This is a genomic window from Arthrobacter sp. P1_B4 (assembly GCF_056406555.1).
This window is the reverse complement of the sequence record NZ_JBFTZW010000006.1, coordinates 61,607-83,498: the sequence shown is the minus strand read 5'-3', so window position 1 is coordinate 83,498 and position 21,892 is coordinate 61,607. Positions and strand designations below refer to the sequence as shown.

Below are 21,892 nucleotides of genomic sequence, written 5' to 3'. Positions count from 1 at the left end.
GCGCCCGTCACGGCAGTCAGGGCATGCACACGTTTCAGCAGACTGTCCGGGGTGGCGGCCGTGGCGCGCACCCCGTAACAGGGGCTGACGAGATCCCTGGCCCGGGTCCGTCGTCGCCCCACCCCGGCAGTGCGGGCCTCGGCCACAGTGAAGGGCTGGTTTCGAAGATGCGGGGGGAGCTCACTGGGCGGGCGCATACGGGCATTCTGCGCCCGCGCCGAAGGGGCTTGCAGGTTATCCACAGCGCGGGCAGGGTGTGGGGGAGGAGTGGCCGGTGTGGGCAGCAGGGGCGGTCGCGGATGAGGGGCGGCCATTTGCCGGAGATGGCCGCTAAGAGCGTGGGATTCCGGCCATCTGCGGCGAACGGCCGCAGTTGGATGCCCGGGGTGTGACGGGGGACGGCCGGAGATGGGAATGGGGCGTCTGGGCCTGGTGCGCGTACACAATGGCCAGAGGTGGTGTGGGCAGCAGGGGCTGGCGCGAATGAGGGGCAGCTGTTTTCCCGTGGCGGCCATTTGCCGGAGATGGCCGCTAAGAGCGTGGGATTCCGGCCATCTGGGGCGAACGGCCGCAGATGGATGCACGGAACGGTGCTACTGGACTGCTACGTGACTGTTACTTGACCTCGTCGGTGCCGGGCGTTCCGGCGTCGCCGGGTTCGTGGGCACCGCCGGCGCCTTCGCTGCCGCCGGCTTCCGCGTTGCCGGCGTCGTGCTTGCGGTCCTTGGCGTCAAGTTCTTCCTTGAGCTTCTTGAGCCTGTCGGCCTCGGCCTGGTTGCGGTGGCGGATCTCAAGGTTGCGCAGGAATTCGGGGTCGTCATCGGGCGCTACCGGGTGGCTGTACGCGACCGGTGCGGTGTCCGTGGCGCGGGGGCGTCCCATGAGAAACCACAGGGTGGCGCCGACCACGGGGAGGAGGACCTGCACGAAAATCCAGGCGGTCTTGGAGATGCCCCTGGTCAGCCGCGCGTCAGTGCGGATGAGGTCCACCAGTCCATAGACAAACACGGCCAGTATGACGATCGGAACCACTACACGGAGCATATCTTCAGTCTAGCCGTCGGGCGCCTCGACGGCGCCGGTCACTATGCCCGGGTGCTGGCTGCCGGGACCGCGGACGAGGGGAGCGGGATAGCCGAAGCAGCGCGCCGTCCTGGCGGCTAAACTTGAGGCGTGGCTTTCCTCAAATACACCCTTATTCGACTCGCGCTGTTTGCGCCCTTGTTTGCGCTCTTTCTCTACCTGCAGCTGGGAGTGCTCCTGGCCGCCCTGTGCGCCGGAATGATGTCCTTCGCCGTCAGCTTCCTGTTCTTCCAGAAGCAGCGCGACGCGGCCACCGCAACGCTCCACCACCGGTTCTCGGGCAAGGCCAAGCCGATGCGCAGCGCAGGCGAAGTGGCCGACGCCGAGGCCGAAGACCGCCTCGTGGACGAGAACCCCGACATTGCCGTCCGCACGGACAACCGCCCCAAAGATTCCCGGCAACCGGGGGCCTGAGCCCCCGGGTTCGTCCCCTGCAGCCCCGGGGAGCCCCGGGAGACCGCGGCTCAGAGCCCCCGGGCTGGTCCCCTGCCGCCCCGGGGAGCCCCGGGAGACCGCGGCTCAAAGCCCAGGCTTAGAAGCCGTGGCTGAGGACGAGCCCGAGTGAAAACAAGGCGGCGAAGCCGAGGTTGATTAGTCCGGTCTGCTTCAGGACCGGGATAAGGCTCTTGCGGCGCCGCCCGGCGATCATCAGCCAGGACGGCATGAGGCTGGCGGGGATCAGCAGGAGCACGATCAGCATCCATGGCCGGGCGGGGGCCAGGACGATGACCAGCAGGATCGCGACGGCCAGCATCAGCACATAGCTTTCGCGCGCATGCTTGTCCCCGAGCCGAACGGCCAGGGTCTTCTTCCCCGCCTTCCTGTCGGTCGGGATGTCGCGGACGTTGTTGGCCATCAGCAGGGCGCACGCGATCAGCCCCGTGCCGATCGCACCGATGATCGCGGCCAGGCTCAGCTGCCCCGCCTGGGTGTACGTGGTGCCCAGCGTTGCGACGAGGCCGAAGAACACAAACACGAAGACGTCGCCCAGGCCGAGGTAGCCGTACGGGTTCTTGCCGCCGGTATAGCCCCAGGCGGCCAGCACGCAGCCGACGCCGACCAGGATCAGCCACCAGGCCTGCGTGATGATCACGAGGATCAGGCCGAACAGCATCGCCAGCCCGAACGCCGCGAACGCGGCCCGTTTGACGTGCTCCGGGCTGGCCGCGCCCGAGCCCACCAGTCGGAGCGGACCCACCCGGTCCTCATCCGTGCCCCGGATCCCGTCCGAGTAGTCGTTGGCGTAGTTGACGCCGATCTGCAGGAGCAGGGCGACCAGGGCGGCCAGCACGGCGTTCAGCAGGATGAACGAATCCATCTCGTAGGCGGCTGCGCTGCCGATCAGCACCGGTGCGATTGCGGCCGGCAGGGTGCGCAGTCGGGCGCCTTGGATCCATTGTGCGGCTGTGGCCACGGTCAGTACCTCGTTGGTTGGTTGAATGCTCGTTGGTGGTTTGAGTTGCCGGCCGGAAGCCGGAAGCGCTTGTCTATTTTCCCTGATGGAGGGCGTCCAGCAGGACCGTCATGCCCAGCCGGTCCGGTTTCCCGTTGGGCAGCATGAGCAGTTCCGCGGCGGGCAACACTGTTTTCGGGGCCAGTGCGCCGAGCGACGGTGCCCAGGTCTGGTTCCGGCGGTCGGCGAACGCCGCGAGCCCTTCCGGGGAACTGTCGGCCACTGCGACGTACGCGGCCAGGGCGTGGCCCCACTCTGCGGACGGCACGCCGGCGACAAAAGCCGCCCGCACGCCGTCGAGCTTTTCCAGCTCAGCCTGGACATGGGCGGCGGAAACTTTGACGCCGCCGGTGATGACGACGTCGTCGGCCCGGCCGAGCACGGTGAGCCGGCCGTCGGCGTCCAGTTCACCGAGGTCATTGGTCCGGTACCAGCGGACGCCGTCGGCTTCGATGAACGCCACTGCCGAGAGCTCTGGGGCCTGAAGATAGCCGGCGGCAATGGTTGGCCCGCCCAGCAGGATGCGGCCGTCGTCCTCCACCCGGACCAGGACGTCCTCGAGCGGGAAACCGTCGTACACGCACCCGCCGCAGGTCTCGGACGAGCCGTAGGTGGTCACCACCCGCACGCCGGCGTCCCGGGCGGTGTCGAGCAGCTCCGCGGACGCGGGTCCGCCGCCGAGCAGGACGGCGTTGAAGCGCCGCAGCACCGCCAGCGTCTCGGCGGAGGGTGCGTCCAGCAGGCGCTGGAGCTGAGTGGGCACCAGCGAGGTGAAGCGGAGCTTGTCCGTGAGCTCCAGCGCCGCGGCGGTGAAGGCCTCCGGCGTAAAACCGCCGGACAGGTCCATGACCCACGGGCGGGTCCCGGCAAAGAGCGAGCGGACCAGCACCTGGACGCCGGCAACATACTGGACGGGAAGGGCCAGCAGCCACTGGCCCTCGCCCTTGAGCGCAAAGGCTGTCGCCACAGACGAGGCCGCCAGGGCATCGACGGTCAGGACGGTCGCCTTCGGCGTGCCGGTGGACCCGGAGGTCCGGACCACGACGGCCGCGTCCTCGATGCCGGCCGTGTCGGGGAATCCCAGCACCGGCGAGCCGTCCGGCCCGGCGGAGAGTTCGACGGCGGGTCCCTCGCCGTGGAGGGCAGCAGCCAGCGCCTTGAGCGCAGGCTCGATGTTCATGGCTCCGGAAGTCACAGCGCGCCTTAGAAGTAGTACGGGAAAGCGGACCAGTCGGGATCGCGCTTCTCAAGGAAGGCTTCCTTGCCCTCCACGGCCTCGTCCGTCATGTACGCCAGGCGGGTCGCCTCGCCGGCGAAGACCTGCTGGCCGGCCAGGCCGTCGTCGGCCAGGTTGAACGCGAACTTGAGCATGCGGATGGCCTGCGGGGACTGCCGGGCAATGTCGGCGGCGTACTCCAGGGCGACCTCCTCGAGGCGTTCGTGCTCCACGGCCTCGTTCACGGCGCCCAACCGGACCATGTCCTCGGCCGAATATTCACGGGCCAGGAAGAAGATTTCCCGGGCGGACTTCTGGCCGATCTGGCGGGCCAGGAGGGCCGAGCCGTAGCCGGCGTCGAAGCTTCCCACGGTGGCGTCGGTCTGCTTGAACTTGCCGTGCTCGCGGGAAGCGATGGTGAGGTCCGAGACCACGTGGAGGGAGTGCCCGCCGCCGGCTGCCCAGCCGTTGACGACGGCGATGACCACCTTGGGCATGGTGCGCATGAGCCGCTGGACTTCCAGGATGTGCAGCCGGCCGGCGCGGGCGGGATCGATGGATTCCGTCGTTTCGCCCTGTGCGTACCGGTACCCGTCGCGGCCGCGGATCCTCTGGTCCCCGCCCGAGCAGAACGAGTGGCCGCCGTCCTTGGGGGAGGGGCCGTTGCCGGTGAGCAGGACTGTGGCCACGTCCGGGGTCATCCGGGCGTGGTCCATGGCGCGGTAGAGCTCGTCCACGGTGCCGGGCCGGAAGGCATTGCGGACCTCGGGACGGTCGAAGGCGATGCGGACGGTGGGCAGGTCCCGGACCACCGTCCCGTCGGCGGAGCGCTCCACCTGCCGGTGGTAGGTCATGTCCTGGAAGTCGTCGAAACCGGACACGGTGCGCCACCGGGAGGGGTCAAAGACGTCGGATACCTTGGCGGGGATTTCGTTGCTCACAGTCCGAGTCTAGTAATCGCGTCAGCTGATGCAGAACTCGTTGCCTTCCGGGTCCGCCATGGTGTGCCAGGAATGCGGCCCCTGGTTGGCGGACCAGAGGAACGTGGCGCCGCGCGCTTCAAGGGCCGCCCGCACGGCGTCCTTGTCCCCTCCCGCGAGCCGCACGTCCCAATGGACCCGGTTCTTGACCGTCTTTTCCTCCGGGACAATCTGGAACAAAACGCGGTGGGCGGGCGCTTTGGCGTCGAGTTCCTCGGGCGGGCGGATCGCGGCGCCCTCGCGCCACACGAGCTTGCCCCGGTGCGTGGTGGTCTCCGCCTCCGTCGCGAAGCCCTGCTCGATCATGGAGTGGATGAAAGCCTCATCCTGCGGCTCCACGGCCCATTCCAGGGTTTCGGCCCACCAGTCGGCGAGCTCGTGCGGGTTTTTGCAGTCGACGACTATCTGGATTTTCAGTGTCATGGGAAGAACCTACGACGTCGCGGCCTGCGGCGGTAGGGTTCAGGCGCCGCAAGGCACCGGAGGCCCTTGCGGCGTAAGGGAGTCCGCGATCCGCCAGATCGATCCATCCCAGGTCATCAGGTAGTCGAGCTTCCATTCCGAGCAGGACTGCCCGTCGGGACCGTGCTGCGCGTCCTGAACGGTCCTCAGCCGGACGGACGCCGTGAGATCGGGCCCGGCAGCGGATACGTCCTCGACCTCCAGCGTGCGCCAGAACGACGAGCCGAGCCCCTCCCGCCATGTCACGAGTCCACCCATCCGGTCCTGCATCTCGGGTGTCAGTATGGCGAACGCGAGGTCGTATGCGCCGCGGTTGATGGACTGGCCATGAAATACCAGGCTCTGGGTGATGTTGGCGGCCTGCGGGTGATCGGAATTCACCGTAACGTCTATCGCGCTGGTGTCTGCCGGTGCCGGCAGGCCGCAGCTTGTCGGGGACAGCGAAGTGGTGCGGTTCTTCCAGCTCTCGACGGCGAGGACAGCCTTGCGGGCATCCACAGCGAAGGCCGTGCCCTCGGCACTGTAGTTACCTTCGCTGCCTGCACCGAAAACCCAGGCCCGCTTGGAGCTCACGACTCCTGCCACCTTGCCGTCCATGGTCAGCAACGGGCCGCCGCTGTTTCCAGGATTGATGGCGGCGTCGGTCTGGATCAGGTTGCTGACCGTTCTTGCGCCGATTGTCTGCTCCCGGTTCAGTCCGCTGACGCGTCCCGCGGTGAAGGTCAGGTCGGCGTCCAGGGGAAAGCCCAGCGCCGCCACGTCTTCGCCCAGTGCCGGGGGAGCGCTGACGAAGTCGAAGATGTGGCCGCTGACCGGKCGGGCGGTGCGCAAAAGGGCAAGGTCGGCCGCCTCATCAATTCCAAGTACCTGCGCGCTCGAGATTTCTGTTCCGAGGCTGATGCTGATGGCGGCTTGGTCCTTCACGACGTGTGCGGCGGTGACGATGAGGTCATTCTCGATGAGGAAACCGGTACCGACGCCGCCGGCGTCGCACAGCGTGACGTTGATCTTTGCTACTCCGGAGCGGACACTCGCGACGGTGCCGGCCCACCCGCCCGGCTGTCGGCTTCCGGTAGCGACCGGGTCTGGTGCTGTGACGGCCGCCTGGCTGGTTGGCGGCGGGGTCGCCGGCGCTGCAGACGTGGCCGTTGGGGTGGCCGGTGCAGCCGGTGCAGTCGGTGCGGCGCCGGGAAGGGACACGCAGCCGCTCAGCGCGAGAAGTGTCGTCATCGCCGCAGCTGCCGGGAGTGCGAACATTCGGTGGGCGTGGGCTTTCATGGCAGTCCTCCCCAATACAAGGTTGCCGCTCCAGCCCTCCCAAACCATCGCGAAGTGCCCTCAAGATAACGCATGCGCCGGCGAACAACCAGAGGGGAGCCGGGTGCCATGCGTCGCCGCCTTGCTTCGGTTACCCCTGCACTTGCTGCAGCTGTTCAAGCACCTCGGGCGGAATGGCGTAGATGAAGATGACCGCCAGGAGGTTCTTGGAGGCGTGGACGAAGTAGGAGAACATCACGTTCTTCCCGGTCCAGACGTACACGAACACCAGGACGGCGCCCATGGCGAGGTACGGCATCAGCACCTGCAGGGTCATTTGCTCCTGGCCCACGATGTGCAGGGTCGCGAACAGGACCACGGACATGATGCAGCAGACCCAGAGGTTGACCCGGCGGCTCAGCTTGCCGATCAGCAAATGGCGGAAAATGTACTCCTCGACGAACGGGCCGACCAGCACCAGCAGCGGCACCATGAGCCAGACCGGGACCTGCTGCATGAGCGCCTGAAGGCCGGCCTGGTTGGCGGAGGTCTGCACCGGTCCGCTGAGGGCCACGAGAACCGCGGTGAGGATGAGCATCGCCACGACGGTCAGCGGCACCATCAGGGCCGTGAACCAGGGCCTTGTGGCAAGGACGCGGAGATCGCGGACCGCAACATGCCGCGCGGCGGTCAGGGCAAGGACGCCGACCGTTGCGTAGAAGATCAGGTTCACCGCGTAGGACGCCACCGCAGGATTGGGCGATATCTGCAGCAGCAGCGGCTCCAGCAGGCTGCCCGCCACAGCGAATAGACCGGCCACGGCAACATAGAGTCCAACAGTGATGAAATCCAGCGGGGAGAACCGGTAAAGCTCCGGCTGCGGCGCGGGTGGTGTACGGAGAGCTGTGCCCATGCCCCCAGCCTAGCGCCGAGGCAGGAGGACGCGGTCCAGCTGATCCGCGGCGCCATCGCAGACCTGGCGCCCGACGGCGGCACCCGCCTCAGTGCCCAGGGCCTCAGGGCCTCCGTGCCCAGTGACGGCCGGCGGTGCCATACTGAGGACGCAAGCCGCCGTCGGGCAGGCTGGCACCTACTGCGAGGACTCCTTGAGCGAACATCTCCGCCTTTCGGGCGTATCCCACGGCTATGGGGACCGCCAGCTCTTTGCCGGCGTCGACGTTGCCATCACGGCTGGCGAACATGTGGCGATCGTCGGCGAAAACGGCGCGGGCAAATCGACGCTGCTGCGGATCCTGGCCGGATTCGAGGCCCCGGACGAGGGCACGTCCGTCAGCCACGGCCGCGTGGGCTACCTCGCCCAGACCCATGGCCTGCCGGAGCAGTTCACTGTCAGCGACGCGATCGATGCCGCACTGGAATCGCTCCGCGCGCTGGAGGCCGAGCTGGACCGCCTGGAGGACGGGCTGGCCGGCGCGGAAGCGGACGAACTGGAGCGCTACGGAAACCTGCAGACGCAGTACCAGCTCCGGGAAGGCTACGCCGCGGAATCCCGGGTGGAAGCGGCGCTGGACAGGCTCGGCCTGGGCGGGCTGGACCGGATGCGGACACTGGGCTCGCTCTCCGGCGGGGAACAGGAACGGGTGGCGCTGGCCTGCGTTCTCGCCGATCCCGCCGACATTTTGCTCCTGGACGAACCCACCAACCACCTGGACGCGTCCGGCACGGCCTGGCTGGAGGCGCGGCTGGCCGCGCACCGCGGCACGGTGGTGGTGGTCTCCCACGACCGCGTGCTGCTGCGCAAAGTGGCCTCAACCGTGATTGAGGTCGACGCCGAGCGCCGGTCGGTCAACCGGTATGGCAACGGCTACGAGGGCTACCTGCGCGAGAAGGCTGCCGAGCGCCAGCGCTGGGCACAGCAGTACCACGGGTGGCTGGACGCGATGGCGGCCGAACGGCTCCAGGCGGACACGGTTGCCGGCAAGATGGGCTACGCCCGCCAGCGCGACGGCGACAAGATGGGGTTCGACTTCAAGGCCGGCACGTGGCAGAAGGCGGCCACCAGCAAGGTCCGCAACGCCCAGGAGCGTCTGCGCCGGCTGGAGGCAAACCCCATAGACCGTCCCCCGGTGCCCCTGAAACTGGCAACGGATCTGCGGGCGGACGTAGCTGTTGGCCCGGCGCTCGAGGCGAAGGGGGTCGCGGTGCCCGGCCGGCTGGCACCCACGGACTTCCGGGTGGAAGCCGGCCAGAAGATCCTCATTACGGGCCCCAACGGTGCCGGGAAGTCCACGCTGCTCTCCGTCCTCGCCGGCACGCTGGAACCGGCCCAGGGCAAAGTGGTCAGGCACGGCCGGATCGGCTACCTGCAGCAGGAGTTGGAACTCCCGCAGCGCCCGGGACTGCGACTCCTGCCCGCCTCTGCCGCGGGCCTGGGCGGCAACATCGATGAGCACGCCGAGGCGCTGCTGCGCCTGGGGCTCTTCCGGACCAGCGAATTCCACGTGCCGGTGGGCAGCCTTTCCGCGGGGCAGCAACGCAGGCTGGCGCTGGCCCGGCTCCTGCTGGGCGGGTTCGGGACGATGCTGGTGGACGAGCCCACCAACCACCTGGCGCCCGTGCTGGTGGAACAGCTTGAAGCGGCCCTGTCTGAGTTCGCGGGGACACTGGTCATGGTCAGCCACGACCGCGCGCTGGGTGAGTGGTTCAGCACCTGCGCCAGGCGAGGAACGAGCCGAGAAACAAGGCACGGCGCCAGGCAGGAAACCGGGCACGGAAACGGCGCCGGGAACTGGCTCCGGTACACGATGCGGGACGGCGCCCTGGCGTAGCAGAACGATTCGCCGGAGCTGGCGCGGTTCAAATAGAACATTATTCGGCCATTTGACGGATTAGGTGTCATTAATTAGGCATAGCGCCTGACTGCTGTTGCCCGCGTCACGGCCGGTCCGGGAATTCCAGTACGATGGATGAGCCGCGCGAGGGTTTGACTCCTTGTGGGGTTCGGTACATCTTGCTGTCCCACCGGGCAGAAACCCGAATGGAATGTAACCGAATCCCGGTCCCGTCCCGGCCATAATCCGACCTACAAGGAACCGTTGTGCCATCAATTACCCCCACAGAACTCCAGAGCGCGCCCGCGGAATCCGCCGTCGACTCGACCCTCAGCGCCGAGGGCTATAAGAAGACCCTGAGCGGGCGCCACGTAACGATGATCTCGATGGGCGGCGCGATCGGCGTCGGCCTGTTCATGGGCGCCGGCGGACGCCTGGCCTCCACGGGCCCGGCGCTGATCTTCTCCTACGCCATCGCCGGCGTGATCGCCTACCTGCTCATGCGGGCACTGGGCGAGCTCATCATGTACCGCCAGACCTCGGGCTCCTTCGTCAGCTACGCCGGCGAAATGTTCGGCAAGAAGGGCGCCTTCCTCTCCGGCTGGATGTACTTCATCAACTGGGGCATGACCGGGATCGCCGAACTGATCGCGATCGGCCTGTACTTCCAGTTCTTCTTCCCCAACGTGCCGGTGGAAGCCTCCGCGATTGCCGCCCTCGCGCTGCTCGTGGCCGTCAACCTGCTCAGCGTCAAGGCGTTCGGCGAGTTTGAATTCTGGGCGTCCTGCCTCAAGGTCGGCGCCATCCTGATCTTCCTGGCCGTTGGCACCTTCATGGTGGTCACCAACGCCAAGGTCGGCACGGGCCACGCCTCCGTGACCAACCTCTTCGCCGACGACGGCGGAATGTTCCCCAAGGGCGCCCTCGTCATGGTCCTCGTGCTCAACGCCGTGATCTTCGCCTACAACGGCATCGAACTCGTCGGTATCACCGCAGGCGAGATGCAGAACGCCAAGCGCGAAGTGCCCAAGGCGATCCGCGCCGTCGTACTGCGCATTGTGGTGTTCTACGTCGGTTCCGTACTGCTGCTGGCCATGCTGCTGCCCTCCGACCAGTACAAGGCCGGCGTGTCCCCGTTCGTCACCGTGTTTGGCCAGATGGGCCTCGGCTGGGTGGGCGACGTGATGAACATGATCGTCATCACCGCCGCGCTGTCCTCCTGCAACTCGGGCCTGTACTCGATCGGCCGTGTCTTCCGCACGATGGCCAACAACGGGCATGCCCCGCAGTGGCTCACCAAGATGTCCAAGCGCCACGTGCCGTACGCGGCCATCCTTGCGATCGCCGCTTTCTACCTCGTGGGCATCATGCTGAACATCTGGCTGGGCGGCTCGCACGCCTTCGACCTCGCGCTGAACACCGCCTCGATAGGCGTGATCTTCACGTGGGGCGCCATCTTCGCCAGCCAGATCGCGCTGCGCCACCAGAAGGGCCGCGTCTCCAGCCTGCCCATGCCGGGCTCGCCGTGGACCAGCTGGGCCGGGCTGGTCGCACTGCTGGCCATCACCGTGCTGATCGGCTTCGACACCATGACCAGCAAGACCGGCGAGGTCTTCCACCTGGGCCTGTGGACCCTGGCGACCGTTCCGTTCTTCGCCCTGGTGCTGTGGCTGGGCTGGCAGAAGGTCAAGAACAACGCGCCCAAGAGCGAGCTCTACAGCTGAGCCCCACCGGTCCCGGCACGCAGAAACGCGACGGCGGCAGCCACCTGGCAAGGTGGCTGCCGCCGTCGCGTTTAACCGCGCATAATGCGGAGAGCCTTCAGTAGCTGGCGGGGGTGCCGCCGGGCTCAGCCACCGCGTCCGGTGGGATGAAGTCGGCGGCGAGGGCCTCGGAGCCGCGGGCCAGGATGGACACGTCGGCCCCCACCAGAACGAACGCCGCGCCGGCGGCCATGTAGCCACGGGCCGTTGACGGGTTGAAGGCGTTCACGCCGGCAGGCTTTCCGGCCGCTGTGGCGGCGGCAAGGCAGTGTTCGACGGCGGCGCGCACCCGTGGGTGTTCCTGCTGGCCCAACAGGCCCATGGAGGCGGCGAGGTCGGAGGGCCCCAGGAAGATCGCGTCCACGCCCTCCACCGCCAGGATGTTCTCCACAGCGGCAACCGCGGCTTCGGATTCAATCTGGACCGTGACGCTGACGGTGTCGGAGGCGCGGGCGAGGTAGTCCGGGATCCGGTTCCAGCGCGCGGCCCGGGCAAGGGCCGAGCCCACCCCGCGGACGCCGTGGGGCGGGTAGCGGGTGGCGGCCACGGCGGCCTCCGCCTCGGCTGCCGAGTTCACCATGGGGATCAGCAGGTTCTGGACGCCCAGGTCCAGGTACTGCTTGATGAGCACCGTGTCATTCACCGGCGGCCGGACCACCGGATGGACCGGGTAGCCGTGCACGGCCTGCAGTTGGGCCAGGATGGATTCGAGGCCGTTCGGGCTGTGCTCGGCGTCGATCAGGAGCCAGTCCAGGCCGGACCCGGCGCAAAGCTCAGCCACCAGGGGACTGCCCGAACACACCCACATCCCGGCCAGCGGCCGGCCGGCAGCGCCGGTTTGGTTGCGCAGGGCGTGCTTGAAGGTTGCGTCGGGTTCTACTCGAAGCGGCATGTGATGCTCCCCAGGGGTCCGTAGTCGGCGTGCACGGTGTCACCCTTGTAGACCCAGAGGGGTCGGGTGAAGGAGCCGGCGAGGATGATGTCGCCGGCTTTCATGCCATCGCCGTGGGCGGCAATCTTGTTGGCCAGCCAGTGCACGCCGTTGGCCGGGTGGTCCAGGACCCCTGCCGCGACGCCGGTTTCCTCCACGGTCTGGTTCTTGTAGAGGATGGCGGAGACCCAGCGCAGGTCCACGGCGTCCGGGCGGACGGGGTTGCCGCCGATCACCATGGCGCCCATCGCCGCGTTGTCCGCGATGGTGTCCACGATGGTCCGGCCCTCCATTTCGATCCGGGAGTCCAGGATTTCCAGGGCCGGGACCACGTAGTCCGTGGCGGTCAGGACGTCGAAGATGGTGCAGCCGGGACCGGCGAGGTCGGTCTTCAACACGAACGCGAGCTCCACCTCCACGCGGGGATGGGTGTACCGGTCCCAGTCCACGGAGCAGCCGGTTTCCAGCACCATGTCATCGAAGATGGCGCCGTAGTCCGGCTCGGTGATGCCGGTCGCGGCCTGCATCGCCTTGGACGTGAGGCCGATCTTGCGGCCCACGAGCCGGCGTCCGGCGTCCTCGTTGCGCCGCCGCCACAGCCGTTGGACTGCGTAGGAGTCCTCCACCGTCATCCCCGGGTAGCGGGTGGTCAGGCGGGGGACCGGTTTGCGGTTCCGGCCGGCTTCCAGCAGTTCGTCTGCGATGGCCTCGATCGTCGCGGAATCCAGCACGCTAAACCTGCGCCCCGAGCTTGAAGCCCGTCGCTTCTCCGGCGGAGCCGTCCTCTTCCTTTTCCTTGCGGGTGTACGAGAACCCGTCGGCGCCCACGGTCACGGCCATCTCGCTCTTTTCCTCGCGGACGATCACGGGCTGGGGGTTGCCGTCGAGGTCCAGGACCAGGGAGGCTTCGGTGTACCAGGAGGGGACCACGGGGTTGCCCCACCAGTCGCGGCGCTGGTTGTCGTGGACGTCCCAGGTGATGGTGGGGTTGTCCGGGTCGCCGGTGTAGTAGTCCTGGGTGTAGATCTCGATGCGGTGGCCGTCCGGGTCCAGGATGTAGAGGTAGAAGGCGTTGGAGACGCCGTGCCGGCCGGGGCCGCGTTCGATCCGGTCCGAGATGCGCAGGGCGCCCATCTTGTCGCAGATCTGGATGATGTTGTGCTTCTCGTGCGTGGCGAAGGCAATGTGGTGCAGCCGCGGGCCGTTGCCGCCGGTCAGGGCGGTGTCGTGCACAGTCTGCTTGCGGTGCATCCACGCGGCGTACGTGACGCCGTCGGAGTCCTTGATGTCCTCGGAGACGCGGAAGCCCAGGTCCTCGAGGTACGCCCGGCCGCGCGGGACGTCCGGGGTGACCTGGTTGAAGTGGTCCAGCCGGACCAGTTCGCCGGCAGAGTAGAGGTCGTAGCGCTGGGTGAGGCGCTCGACGTGTTCGGTCTCGTAGAAGAATTCGTAGGGGAAGCCCAGCGGATCCTCGACGCGGACGGCGTCGCCAATGCCCTTGGTGAAGCCTTCCTTGCGGCGCTCGGTGCGGCAGCCCAGTTCCTTGTAATAGGCCTCGGCCGCGTCCACCTCTGCCGGCGACTTCACCCGGTAGGCGAAGGCGGCCGCGGCGGCCACGGGCCCCTTGCGCAGCACCAGGTTGTGGTGGATGAACTCTTCCAGGGACCGCAGGTAGATGGTGTTTTCGTCTTCTTCGGTGACGTGCAGGCCCAGCAGGTCCACATAGAACTGGCGGGACTTGGCGAGGTCCGTGACCACGAGTTCCAGGTAGGCGCAGCGGACGATGTCCGGGGCCGGGACAGTGGGGGTGGGGACGAAGTTGGTCATGGTGCTCTCTCTTCTTTGAAAGGGGTCTGGGTGGCGCCGGCGGGAAACTTAGGCGCCGAATTTGGGCGTGTGAACGGTGCCGAGGGTGATGTGGACGGCCTGCTGGTCGGTGTAGAAGTCGATCGAGCGGTAGCCGCCCTCGTGGCCCAGGCCGGAGGCCTTGACGCCGCCGAACGGGGTGCGGAGGTCGCGGACGTTGTGGCTGTTGAGCCAGACCATGCCGGCCTCGACGTTCTGGGAGAAGTTGTGCGCGCGGGTCAGGTTCTGGGTCCAGATGTACGCCGCGAGCCCGTACCTGGTGTTGTTCGCCAGGGCGAGGGCTTCGTCGTCGGTATCAAACGGTGTGATGGCGACGACGGGGCCGAAGATTTCCTCCTGGAAGATCCGCGCGTCCGGGGCGACGTCGGCGAACACGGTGGGGGCGATGTAGTTGCCTGCGGGCAGGTGGTCGGGGCGGCCGCCGCCGGCCAGCAGCCGGCCTTCGGTCTTGCCGATTTCCACGTAGGAGGCCACCTTGGCGTAGTGCTCCGGGTGGACCAGGGCCCCGACCTCGGTCTTGGGGTCGTGCGGGTCCCCGACCACGATGTTTTTGGCCCGGGCGGCGTACTTGTCGCAGAATTCCTCGTACACGCCGCGCTCCACCAGGATCCGGGAGCCGGCGGTGCAGCGTTCGCCGTTGAGGGAGAAGACGCCGAACAGGGCGGAGTCGATCGCGGCGTCGAGGTCGGCGTCGGCGAACACGACGCACGGTGACTTGCCGCCGAGCTCCATGGAGAGGCCCTTGAGGTTGGCCGCGGCGTTGCGGAAGATCGTCTGGCCGGTGGTGGTTTCGCCGGTAAAGGAGATCAGCGGGACGTCCGGGTGCTTGACCAGGGCGTCGCCGGCTTCCTCGCCGAGGCCGTTGACGAGGTTGAACACGCCGTCGGGGAGGCCGGCGTCCTTGAAGATCGTCGCCCACAGCGAGGCCGAGAGCGGGGTGAATTCGGCCGGCTTGAGCACCACGGTGTTGCCGGTGGCCAGGGCCGGGGCGAGCTTCCAGGACTCGAGCATGAACGGGGTGTTCCACGGCGTGATGAGCCCGGCGACGCCGATGGGCTTGCGGTTGACGTAGTTGATCTGGGCGCCGGGGACCTTCATGGCGTCGTCGAACTGGGCCACGATCAGGTCCGCGAAGAAGCGGAAGTTCTCGGCCGCGCGCAGCGCCTGGCCCTTGGCCTGGGTGATGGGCAGGCCGGTGTCGAACGTTTCGAGCTCGGCCAGGCGGGCCTCCTGGGCCTCGACGGCGTCGGCGATCCTGTTCAGGACGCGGGCCCGCTCGCGCGGCTTCATCTTCGGCCATGGGCCGTTGGTGAACGCCTCGCGGGCCGCGGCGACGGCGAGGTCGATGTCTTCCTTCTGGCCGGCGGCGGCGGTGGCGTAGTTGGTGTTGGATACCGGGTCCAGGACATCGAAGGTTGCCCCGCCCACGGAGTCGACGAATTCGCCGTTGATGTAGTGCTGGATGTGGGTGGGAAGGCCCTGCGGGACGTAGTGGGTGGTGGTTTCTGCGGCGGTGAACGTCATTGTTTTTCCTTACTGATAGTGCAACGCGGGGTCACTTACGGCCCATGCCGGGCGCCTCAATGGGCGCTAAGTGACCCCGCGTTGGTTTGGGCGAGGTACGCGTCGAGGGTGGCGCTGCGGTGCCGGCGGGCGGCCTTTTCGATGTCATCCGGGCTGGCGCCGGATTCGATGAGCTGCAGCAGGGCCTCGTGTTCGTCCACGGATTCGTGGGCCCGGCCCGGGACGAAGCGGAACGTGGAGGACCGCAGGGATGCGAGCCGGTTCCAGCCCCGGTGGACGAGGTCCAGGATGTGCGGGTTGGGGCAGTGCTCGAACAGGACGGAGTGGAAGTCCTGGTTCAGCCGGGTGAACCGGACGGGGTCGAAGTGCTGCAGGCACTCGCGCATCTCGGCGTTGACGGCCCGGGCGCGGGCCACGTCGGCCGCCCCGATCAGCGGGGCCGAGAGTGCCGTGGCGGCGCCCTCGACGATGCTGAGGGTCTGCATCGTGTAGAGGTATTCGGTGGGGTCGATTCCGGACACGGTGGCGCCGACATTCCGCTCGAACTTGACCAGGCCCTCGGCCTCGAGCCGGCGGATCGCTTCACGGACCGGCACCACGCTGACGCCCAGGTCCTCGGCGATCTTGGCCAGCACCAGCCGGTAGCCGGGGGAGTAGGTCCCGTCCACGATCCGGGCCTTGACGGCGGCGTAGGCCTGCTCGGATTTGCTGCCGGAGGTTGCCGGCGTGGCTGCGGCCCTGGTTGTGTCAGTCATGGGTTTTGCCTGCTTCCCATTCCTGGTACCGGGTCCGCCAGGCGGCGTTGAGCGGGTAGAGGCCGTCCACGCTGTGGCCCTGCTGCACCATCTCGGCGATGAAGGTTTCCTCGCGTTCCTGAGCGATGGAGTCGTCCGCGAGCTCATCGGCGAGGGCCGGCGGGATCACCAGGATCCCGTCTGCGTCAGCGACGATGATGTCCCCGGGCTGCACGGTGGTGCCGCCGCAGGCGATGGTGATGTCCGTGTCCCAGGGGATGTGCCGGCGGCCCAGGACGGCCGGGTGCGGGTTGGCATAGTAGGTCGGCATGTCCATGGCGGCCACGGCGGTGAAGTCGCGGACGCCACCGTCGGTGATGATGGCGGCGGCGCCGCGGACCTGGGCGCGCAGGGCCAGGATGTCCCCGATCGTGCCGGTGCCCTTTTCGCCGCGGGCCTCCATCACCAGGATCTCGCCCTCGTTGACGGAGTCGATGGCCTTCTTCTGAGCGTTGAAGCCGCCACCGTGGGTCGTGAACAGGTCCTCACGGTTGGGCACGTAGCGCAGGGTCCGGGCCAGGCCCACGATCCGCTTGTCCGGGCGGGTGGAGGTCAGGCCGTCGATGCTGACGTTGTTCAGGCCACGCTTGCGCAGCTGGGAGGACAGGGTGGCGGTGCAGACAGACTCCAGTTTGGCCTTCAGCTCCGGGGACAGGCCCGGCATCCCTGACGACTGGGCGGCAGCAAGGCCGGCCGCTTCACGGGAACCGTAGGCTTCCTCCCGCTGGAGATCATCGGTCTTGGGCCGGGCGCCGAAGTCCGCGAACGGCGTCGTGCCTTCCGACACCCGGGTGACCAGCCGGCCCGTGGAGAGAGCGGAGAGTTCGCCGGCGCTGACTTCCACCTCGACGACGTCGCCCGGTGTGGCAACCGACGCCCCTGCGGGGGTGCCGGTGAGGATGATGTCGCCCTCTTCGAGGGTGAGCAGCTGGGACAGGTCGGCCACGAGCCGGGCGAACGGGAACAGCAGGTCCCCGGTGGTGTCGTCCTGGACCAGTTCACCGTTGTGCCACGTGCGGATCCGCAGTTTGGCGGGATCGACGGCGTCTGCCGCGATCAGGCCCGGGCCCACGGGCGTGAACCCGTCACCGCCCTTGGAGCGGAGGTTGGAGCCCTTGTCCGCGTAGCGGAGGTCGTAGACGCCGAGGTCGTTGCTGGCGGTGACCCATTCGACATGGCTCCACGCATCCTCGAGGCCCACGCGGCGGGCGGTCTTGCCGATGATCAGGGCGATCTCGCCCTCGTAGCCGAGGAGTTCGCAGCCGGCCGGGCGCTCCACGGTTGAAGGCGCTGCTGCCGAACCGAGAGCCAGCGACGACGACGGCTTCAGGAAGTAGGAGGGCTGCCCGGGTGTGCGGCCGCGCTGGGCTGCCCGGCTGGGGTAGTTGATATGCACCGCGATGACCTTGCGGGCCGCGGCCAGGATGTGGTCGGTGACCTGTTCCAAGTGTTACTCCTCATCGAGTACGAAATCGTATACGAAACACTATGGACCGGGAATCGGGGAGCGTCAACCCCTTGCGCGGGGATGTTTGCGGGGGTATTTGCCGGGACCATCTGGCGCACTTGTAACCTGCGTCATATCTGACGTACAGTTTTGGATCAGGGACCGAAATTCTATTATCGAACGTCACGTTCTAATATCGAACACACTAAGCCGGCGACAGGCCGCCACACAACGAAGTGAGGAAAGCCCGTGCATTTCCACCACCACGGCTACGTATCCGGTGACCCGCGGGTCCAGCCGGCCGCCGGCACCGGCATCGACCGGCCCACGCAGCTTCCCGACGAGGTTGATGTGCTGATCGTGGGCTCCGGCCCTGCCGGCATGCTCGCCGCGGCCCAGCTGTCCCAGTTCCCGGGCGTCACCACCCGGATCGTGGAACGCCGGCCGGGCCGGCTCGCGATCGGCCAGGCCGACGGCATCCAGGCCCGCAGCGTCGAGACCTTCCAGGCCTTCGGTTTCGCCGAGCGGATCATCGCCGAGGCGTACCGCATCACGGAGATGGCGTTCTGGAAGCCGGATCCCGCGGACCCCTCGAACATCGTCCGCAGCGCCCGCACCCTCGATGACCCGGGCGGGATCAGCGAGTTCCCGCATCTCATCGTCAACCAGGCCCGCGTGCTCGACTACTTCGCCGAGTTCATGGCCATGTCCCCGAGCCGCATGAGCCCGGACTATGGGCTGGAGTTCCGCGGCCTGGAGGTCACCGGCGAGGGCGAGTACCCGGTCGCCGTGACGCTGGCGCACACCGCCGGTCCTGACGAGGGGCGGGAGCGCGTCGTGCGGGCCAAGTACGTGGTGGGCGCGGACGGCGCCCGCAGCAAGGTGCGCGACTCGATCGGCTGCACCATGGCGGGCGACCAGGCCAACCATGCGTGGGGCGTCATGGACGTGCTCGCCTCCACGGACTTCCCCGACATCCGGCTCAAGTGCGCCATCCAGTCCCACGACGGCGGCAGCATCCTGCTGATCCCGCGCGAGGGCGGGCATCTCTTCCGCATGTATGTCGATCTCGGCGAGGTCGCCGCGGACGACCGCGGTGCGGTCCGCAAGACCACCATCGAACAGATCATCGCCAAGGCCAACGCGATCATGCACCCCTACACGCTCGACGTGCGCAACGTGGCCTGGCACAGCGTGTACGAGGTGGGCCACCGTCTTACCGACAGGTTCGACGACGTCCTCCCGGAGGAGTTGGGCACCCGCACGCCGCGAGTGTTCATCACCGGCGACGCGTGCCACACGCACAGCGCCAAGGCCGGCCAGGGCATGAACGTCTCCATGCAGGACGGCTTCAACATCGGCTGGAAGCTCGGCCACGTGCTGGAGGGACGCAGCCCGGAGAGCCTGCTGTCCACGTACTCGGCCGAGCGGCAGGTGGTCGCGAAGAACCTGATCGACTTCGACAAGGTGTGGTCGACGCTCATGGCGAAGAAGCCCGAGGAGTTTGAAAACCCCTCCGAGCTCGAGGACTTCTACGTGCGCACCGCCGAGTTTCCTGCCGGCTTCATGACCGAGTACTCGCCGTCGATGGTCGTCGCCGAGGCGACGCACCAGCAGCTGGCCACCGGCTTTCCCGTCGGCAAGCGCTTCAAGTCCGCGCCCGTTGTGCGGGTCTGCGACACCAACCCGGTCCAGCTCGGCCACCAGGCCACGGCGGACGGCCGCTGGCGCATCTACGTCTTCGCGGACCAGGCGGCGCCAGGACAACAGGCGGGCGTCCCGTCGCCCGCCTCGGACCTCGCCGCGTGGCTGGCCGCCGCGCCGGACTCGCCGCTCGCCGCCACCCCCGCGGGGTCCGACCGTGATGTCTGGTTCGACGTGAAGGTGATCTACCAGCAGGATCACACGGGCATCGACATCGGCAACGTCCCCGCGGTGTTCAAACCGGAGGTGGGGCCGTTCAGGCTCCCCTACCTCGAAAAGGTCTACGGCACCGACCCGGCGGCGGACATCTTTGAGTTGCGCGGCATCGACCGCGGCGGCGTCATCGTGGTGGTGCGCCCGGACCAGTACGTGGCCAACGTCCTGCCGCTGACGGCGACGGCGGAGCTTGCCGCGTTTTTCGCACCCCTGCTGCGGGCAGGGCGGGCCGCGGCGGTGTGACCGTGGGGTGGCCTTCTTCGCAAGGTTTGTCCAGGCTGGCGGTCAGAGGCCGGCCGCCTGCCTGGACCTGTATTCCGCGGCGGGGTAGACGCCAAGGATGCGCACCTCCGTGGTGAAGAACTCCAGTTCCTCCAGCGCCAGGCTGAGCGGCAAATCCTCGGGGTGCCCCTCGACGTCGGCCATGAACATCGTGGCCGCAAATTCATTGCCTACCATGTAGCTTTCCAGCCGCGTCATGTTCACCCCGTTCGTGGCGAATCCTCCCAGCGCCTTGTAGAGGGCTGAGGGGACATTCCGGACACGGAATACAAAGCTGGTGACTGCCGGTCCGGACAGGATGTCCCGGGCCGGCAGCGGCTCTTCCCGTGCCAGAACCACGAACCGCGTGGTGTTGGAAGGGTCATCCTCGACGGCGGAGGCGAGCACTTCCAGGCCGTAGAGCTGGGCCGCGAGTGGAGGAGCGAGCGACAGTTTTGTGGGATCGTTCCAGTCGCGCACTTCGCGGGCGGACCCGGCGGTATCGCCGGCGATCACGGGGCGCAGGCTGGCGGAGCGGATCAGCCGCCGGCACTGCCCCAACGCGTGGAGGTGGCTGTGGACCTCGGTGGCTGCCTCGATGGTGCTGCCCGGGATGCCCAGCAGGTCGAAGTGAATGGGCAGAAAATACTCGCCGACGATCTGCAGCCCGGACTGTGGCAGCAGCACATGGATATCGGCCACCCTGCCGGCAATGGAGTTTTCGATCGGAATCATGGCCAGGTCGGCGGTGCCGACAGCCACCAGTTCAAAAGCGTCTTCGAAACTCGCGCAGGGAACGCTCTCCAGTTCGGGGAACATCTGCATGCACGCAATATTGGAGTTGGCGCCCGGTTCACCCTGGTACGCAATCTTCTGGGCCATGCTCCGTATGGTTTCACGCCGGGCGCCCTCTCACCCAAGTAAGTCGCGGCAGGGCCGTTTGAGGACCAAAAGCCCCTGCTGCGACTCAGCTGGGGTTCAGATGCTTGGCGAAGTGGTCCTCGATCCGCTGCCAGGCTTCCGGGGCCGATTCCGGATCCGGGCCGATGCCCATGACCCGCATGAGCGGCCGCAGCACCTTCGGCCCGGTCTCCACGTCGTTGAGGAAGGCGTGCCCGGCGTGCGGGAACTCCTTCACGTCGTTCTCCACGCCCAGCCCGTCGAGCACGGCCGCGAGTTTCGCCGCTTCGCCGGGCAGGGTGCGGTCCCGGCCACCGAAGTTGGCCACGATCGGGCAGGCGCCGGCGAGGGCCTCCCCGGGGTCTTTCGGGCGCCGTCCGTAGTTGACGGCGGCGGCGTCGAAGCCGTCGTTGGCCAGCAGCAGGGCGAAGCCGCCGCCCATGCAGAAGCCGATGACGCCGATCTTGCCGGTGGTCCGGCCGGTTTCGCGCAGCCAGTCCCGGGCGGCGGCCAGATCGGTGAAGGCCCGGCCCTCGCCCGCGGACAGCGCGCGCATGGTGGCGACGAGGCAGCGGCGCGCCCCGCCGTCGCTGTACAGGTCAACGGCCAGTGTCAGGTACCCGGCCGCCGCCATCCGGTCGGCGTGGCGGACGGTGATGTCGTCCAGGCCAAACGCCTCATGGACCATCAGGACCGCGGGAAACGGCCCCTCGCCCTGCGGCGTCGCCAGGTAGCCGCGCAGCGCCGGGGAACCGCCGGCGGCGGCGCCGGACCGGCTGAGGTCGGTATTGCTGAGATCCCGGGTGGCGGGCTTATCGCGTCCTGCGTGTGTCCGTGCCATGCTGACCCCTCCGTCGGCTGTGGGGCCATTCTTGCACGGGCACAAAAAAGCGGCGCCGGAAATCCCCCAAAGGAAGATCCGGCGCCGCCAACGTTCTAGGGACTAGTCCTTCTTGAAGGCGTCCTTGACGTTTTCGCCGACCTTCTTCGCGTCGGCTACAACCTGGTCCTTCTGGCCCTCGGCGCGCAGCTGGTCGTTGCCAGTGGCGTTTCCGGCAGTTTCCTTGGCCTTGCCGCCGAGGTGCTCTGCTTCGTTCTGAATCTTGTCTCCGACACCCATGGTGTAGGCCACCTTTCGTTCCGGTTGAAAATACTGTCCGATCAGCCTAACACAAAGCATGCTTACTAATTCAAGGGGTCTCGCGGGGTAATTCTCCGGAGCGTCGTCCGCGGCAGCGGCGGG

At 67.6% G+C, this 21,892-nt stretch carries 20 protein-coding genes; 4 read left to right on the top strand and 16 right to left on the bottom strand.

Going from position 1 to position 21,892, the window contains the following annotated elements:
• Positions 1-615: 615 nt before the first annotated feature.
• Entirely contained in the window at positions 616-1,044 is a 429-nt protein-coding gene (locus tag AC1D1W_RS04790) for a PLD nuclease N-terminal domain-containing protein (protein ID WP_028276410.1), read from the bottom strand.
• A 129-nt stretch (positions 1,045-1,173) separates the two neighbouring features.
• Here AC1D1W_RS04790 and AC1D1W_RS04785 point away from each other — a divergent pair, with 129 nt between their 5' ends.
• The gene (locus AC1D1W_RS04785) at positions 1,174-1,497 is read left to right on the top strand and encodes a DUF4229 domain-containing protein (protein ID WP_018775060.1); all 324 of its coding nucleotides are present in this window, start codon (positions 1,174-1,176) and stop codon (positions 1,495-1,497) included.
• A gap of 118 nt (positions 1,498-1,615) precedes the next feature.
• Here AC1D1W_RS04785 and AC1D1W_RS04780 read toward each other — a convergent pair whose 3' ends face one another.
• From AC1D1W_RS04780 to AC1D1W_RS04755, 6 genes are all read right to left on the bottom strand, one after another.
• Positions 1,616-2,497 carry a 1,4-dihydroxy-2-naphthoate polyprenyltransferase gene (locus tag AC1D1W_RS04780; protein ID WP_079554823.1) on the bottom strand — a complete coding sequence of 294 codons (882 nt, stop codon included), beginning with the start codon at positions 2,495-2,497 and terminating at the stop codon, positions 1,616-1,618.
• 73 nt (positions 2,498-2,570) lie between these two features.
• Entirely contained in the window at positions 2,571-3,716 is a 1,146-nt protein-coding gene (locus tag AC1D1W_RS04775; protein ID WP_476943099.1) for an AMP-binding protein, read from the bottom strand.
• Positions 3,717-3,739: 23 nt separating this feature from the next.
• Complete coding sequence (locus AC1D1W_RS04770; RefSeq protein WP_243182118.1) at positions 3,740-4,693, bottom strand: 1,4-dihydroxy-2-naphthoyl-CoA synthase; 954 nt, start codon at positions 4,691-4,693, stop codon at positions 3,740-3,742.
• 21 nt (positions 4,694-4,714) lie between these two features.
• Entirely contained in the window at positions 4,715-5,155 is a 441-nt protein-coding gene (locus tag AC1D1W_RS04765; RefSeq protein ID WP_028276406.1) for a VOC family protein, read from the bottom strand.
• Between the two features lie 39 nt (positions 5,156-5,194).
• Positions 5,195-6,472 (bottom strand): S1C family serine protease, encoded by a 1,278-nt coding sequence (locus AC1D1W_RS04760; protein WP_243182117.1) that lies wholly within the window; start codon positions 6,470-6,472, stop codon positions 5,195-5,197.
• Positions 6,473-6,602: 130 nt separating this feature from the next.
• Positions 6,603-7,364 carry a CPBP family intramembrane glutamic endopeptidase gene (locus tag AC1D1W_RS04755; protein ID WP_243182116.1) on the bottom strand — a complete coding sequence of 254 codons (762 nt, stop codon included), beginning with the start codon at positions 7,362-7,364 and terminating at the stop codon, positions 6,603-6,605.
• 193 nt (positions 7,365-7,557) lie between these two features.
• Here AC1D1W_RS04755 and AC1D1W_RS04750 point away from each other — a divergent pair, with 193 nt between their 5' ends.
• Both AC1D1W_RS04750 and AC1D1W_RS04745 read left to right on the top strand, forming a co-directional pair.
• Positions 7,558-9,240 (top strand): ABC-F family ATP-binding cassette domain-containing protein, encoded by a 1,683-nt coding sequence (locus AC1D1W_RS04750; RefSeq protein WP_476943084.1) that lies wholly within the window; start codon positions 7,558-7,560, stop codon positions 9,238-9,240.
• Between the two features lie 269 nt (positions 9,241-9,509).
• Positions 9,510-10,967 carry an amino acid permease gene (locus AC1D1W_RS04745; protein ID WP_476943083.1) on the top strand — a complete coding sequence of 486 codons (1,458 nt, stop codon included), beginning with the start codon at positions 9,510-9,512 and terminating at the stop codon, positions 10,965-10,967.
• Positions 10,968-11,064: 97 nt separating this feature from the next.
• Here AC1D1W_RS04745 and AC1D1W_RS04740 read toward each other — a convergent pair whose 3' ends face one another.
• The 6 genes from AC1D1W_RS04740 to AC1D1W_RS04715 are packed head-to-tail and all read right to left on the bottom strand — an operon-like array spanning position 11,065 to position 17,568.
• Positions 11,065-11,898, bottom strand: a complete 834-nt coding sequence (locus AC1D1W_RS04740) for an aldolase/citrate lyase family protein (RefSeq protein ID WP_459385539.1) — start codon at positions 11,896-11,898, stop codon at positions 11,065-11,067.
• A complete protein-coding gene (gene hpaH, locus AC1D1W_RS04735) occupies positions 11,883-12,668 on the bottom strand; it encodes a 2-oxo-hept-4-ene-1,7-dioate hydratase (protein ID WP_243181941.1) in 786 nt (261 codons plus the stop codon). The genes AC1D1W_RS04740 and hpaH overlap by 16 nt, the downstream gene beginning before the upstream one ends.
• 1 nt (position 12,669) lies before the next feature.
• Positions 12,670-13,764, bottom strand: coding sequence for a 3,4-dihydroxyphenylacetate 2,3-dioxygenase (gene hpaD / locus AC1D1W_RS04730; RefSeq protein WP_476943082.1), 1,095 nt, complete (start codon positions 13,762-13,764; stop codon positions 12,670-12,672).
• Between the two features lie 48 nt (positions 13,765-13,812).
• Positions 13,813-15,327, bottom strand: coding sequence for a 5-carboxymethyl-2-hydroxymuconate semialdehyde dehydrogenase (gene hpaE, locus AC1D1W_RS04725; protein WP_476943081.1), 1,515 nt, complete (start codon positions 15,325-15,327; stop codon positions 13,813-13,815).
• A 56-nt stretch (positions 15,328-15,383) separates the two neighbouring features.
• Positions 15,384-16,082, bottom strand: coding sequence for a GntR family transcriptional regulator (locus AC1D1W_RS04720; protein ID WP_476943080.1), 699 nt, complete (start codon positions 16,080-16,082; stop codon positions 15,384-15,386).
• Complete coding sequence (locus AC1D1W_RS04715; RefSeq protein ID WP_476943079.1) at positions 16,075-17,568, bottom strand: fumarylacetoacetate hydrolase family protein; 1,494 nt, start codon at positions 17,566-17,568, stop codon at positions 16,075-16,077. Before AC1D1W_RS04715 ends, AC1D1W_RS04720 begins: the two co-directional genes overlap by 8 nt.
• 249 nt (positions 17,569-17,817) lie before the next feature.
• On the opposite strand from AC1D1W_RS04715, the gene AC1D1W_RS04710 reads away from it, so the two are divergent.
• Positions 17,818-19,731, top strand: a complete 1,914-nt coding sequence (locus tag AC1D1W_RS04710) for an FAD-binding monooxygenase (protein ID WP_476943078.1) — start codon at positions 17,818-17,820, stop codon at positions 19,729-19,731.
• Between the two features lie 42 nt (positions 19,732-19,773).
• Here AC1D1W_RS04710 and AC1D1W_RS04705 read toward each other — a convergent pair whose 3' ends face one another.
• From AC1D1W_RS04705 to AC1D1W_RS04695, 3 genes are all read right to left on the bottom strand, one after another.
• Positions 19,774-20,631, bottom strand: a complete 858-nt coding sequence (locus tag AC1D1W_RS04705; RefSeq protein WP_476943077.1) for a prephenate dehydratase — start codon at positions 20,629-20,631, stop codon at positions 19,774-19,776.
• 85 nt (positions 20,632-20,716) lie between these two features.
• Positions 20,717-21,490: a dienelactone hydrolase family protein gene (locus tag AC1D1W_RS04700; protein ID WP_476943076.1), complete on the bottom strand. Its 774-nt coding sequence runs from the start codon at positions 21,488-21,490 to the stop codon at positions 20,717-20,719.
• Between the two features lie 102 nt (positions 21,491-21,592).
• Positions 21,593-21,769 (bottom strand): CsbD family protein, encoded by a 177-nt coding sequence (locus tag AC1D1W_RS04695; protein WP_043435744.1) that lies wholly within the window; start codon positions 21,767-21,769, stop codon positions 21,593-21,595.
• Between the last annotated feature and the right edge of the window lie 123 nt (positions 21,770-21,892).

Coding starts and splice junctions, on each gene's coding strand:
- AC1D1W_RS04755 (WP_243182116.1), bottom strand. CDS start 7,364: ATGGGCACAGCTCTCCGTACACCACCCGCGCCGCAGCCGGAGCTTTAC.
- AC1D1W_RS04775 (WP_476943099.1), bottom strand. CDS start 3,716: ATGAACATCGAGCCTGCGCTCAAGGCGCTGGCTGCTGCCCTCCACGGC.
- hpaD (WP_476943082.1), bottom strand. CDS start 13,764: ATGACCAACTTCGTCCCCACCCCCACTGTCCCGGCCCCGGACATCGTC.
- hpaE (WP_476943081.1), bottom strand. CDS start 15,327: ATGACGTTCACCGCCGCAGAAACCACCACCCACTACGTCCCGCAGGGC.
- AC1D1W_RS04695 (WP_043435744.1), bottom strand. CDS start 21,769: ATGGGTGTCGGAGACAAGATTCAGAACGAAGCAGAGCACCTCGGCGGC.
- AC1D1W_RS04720 (WP_476943080.1), bottom strand. CDS start 16,082: ATGACTGACACAACCAGGGCCGCAGCCACGCCGGCAACCTCCGGCAGC.
- AC1D1W_RS04705 (WP_476943077.1), bottom strand. CDS start 20,631: ATGGCCCAGAAGATTGCGTACCAGGGTGAACCGGGCGCCAACTCCAAT.
- AC1D1W_RS04790 (WP_028276410.1), bottom strand. CDS start 1,044: ATGCTCCGTGTAGTGGTTCCGATCGTCATACTGGCCGTGTTTGTCTAT.
- AC1D1W_RS04700 (WP_476943076.1), bottom strand. CDS start 21,490: ATGGCACGGACACACGCAGGACGCGATAAGCCCGCCACCCGGGATCTC.
- AC1D1W_RS04740 (WP_459385539.1), bottom strand. CDS start 11,898: ATGCCGCTTCGAGTAGAACCCGACGCAACCTTCAAGCACGCCCTGCGC.
- AC1D1W_RS04765 (WP_028276406.1), bottom strand. CDS start 5,155: ATGACACTGAAAATCCAGATAGTCGTCGACTGCAAAAACCCGCACGAG.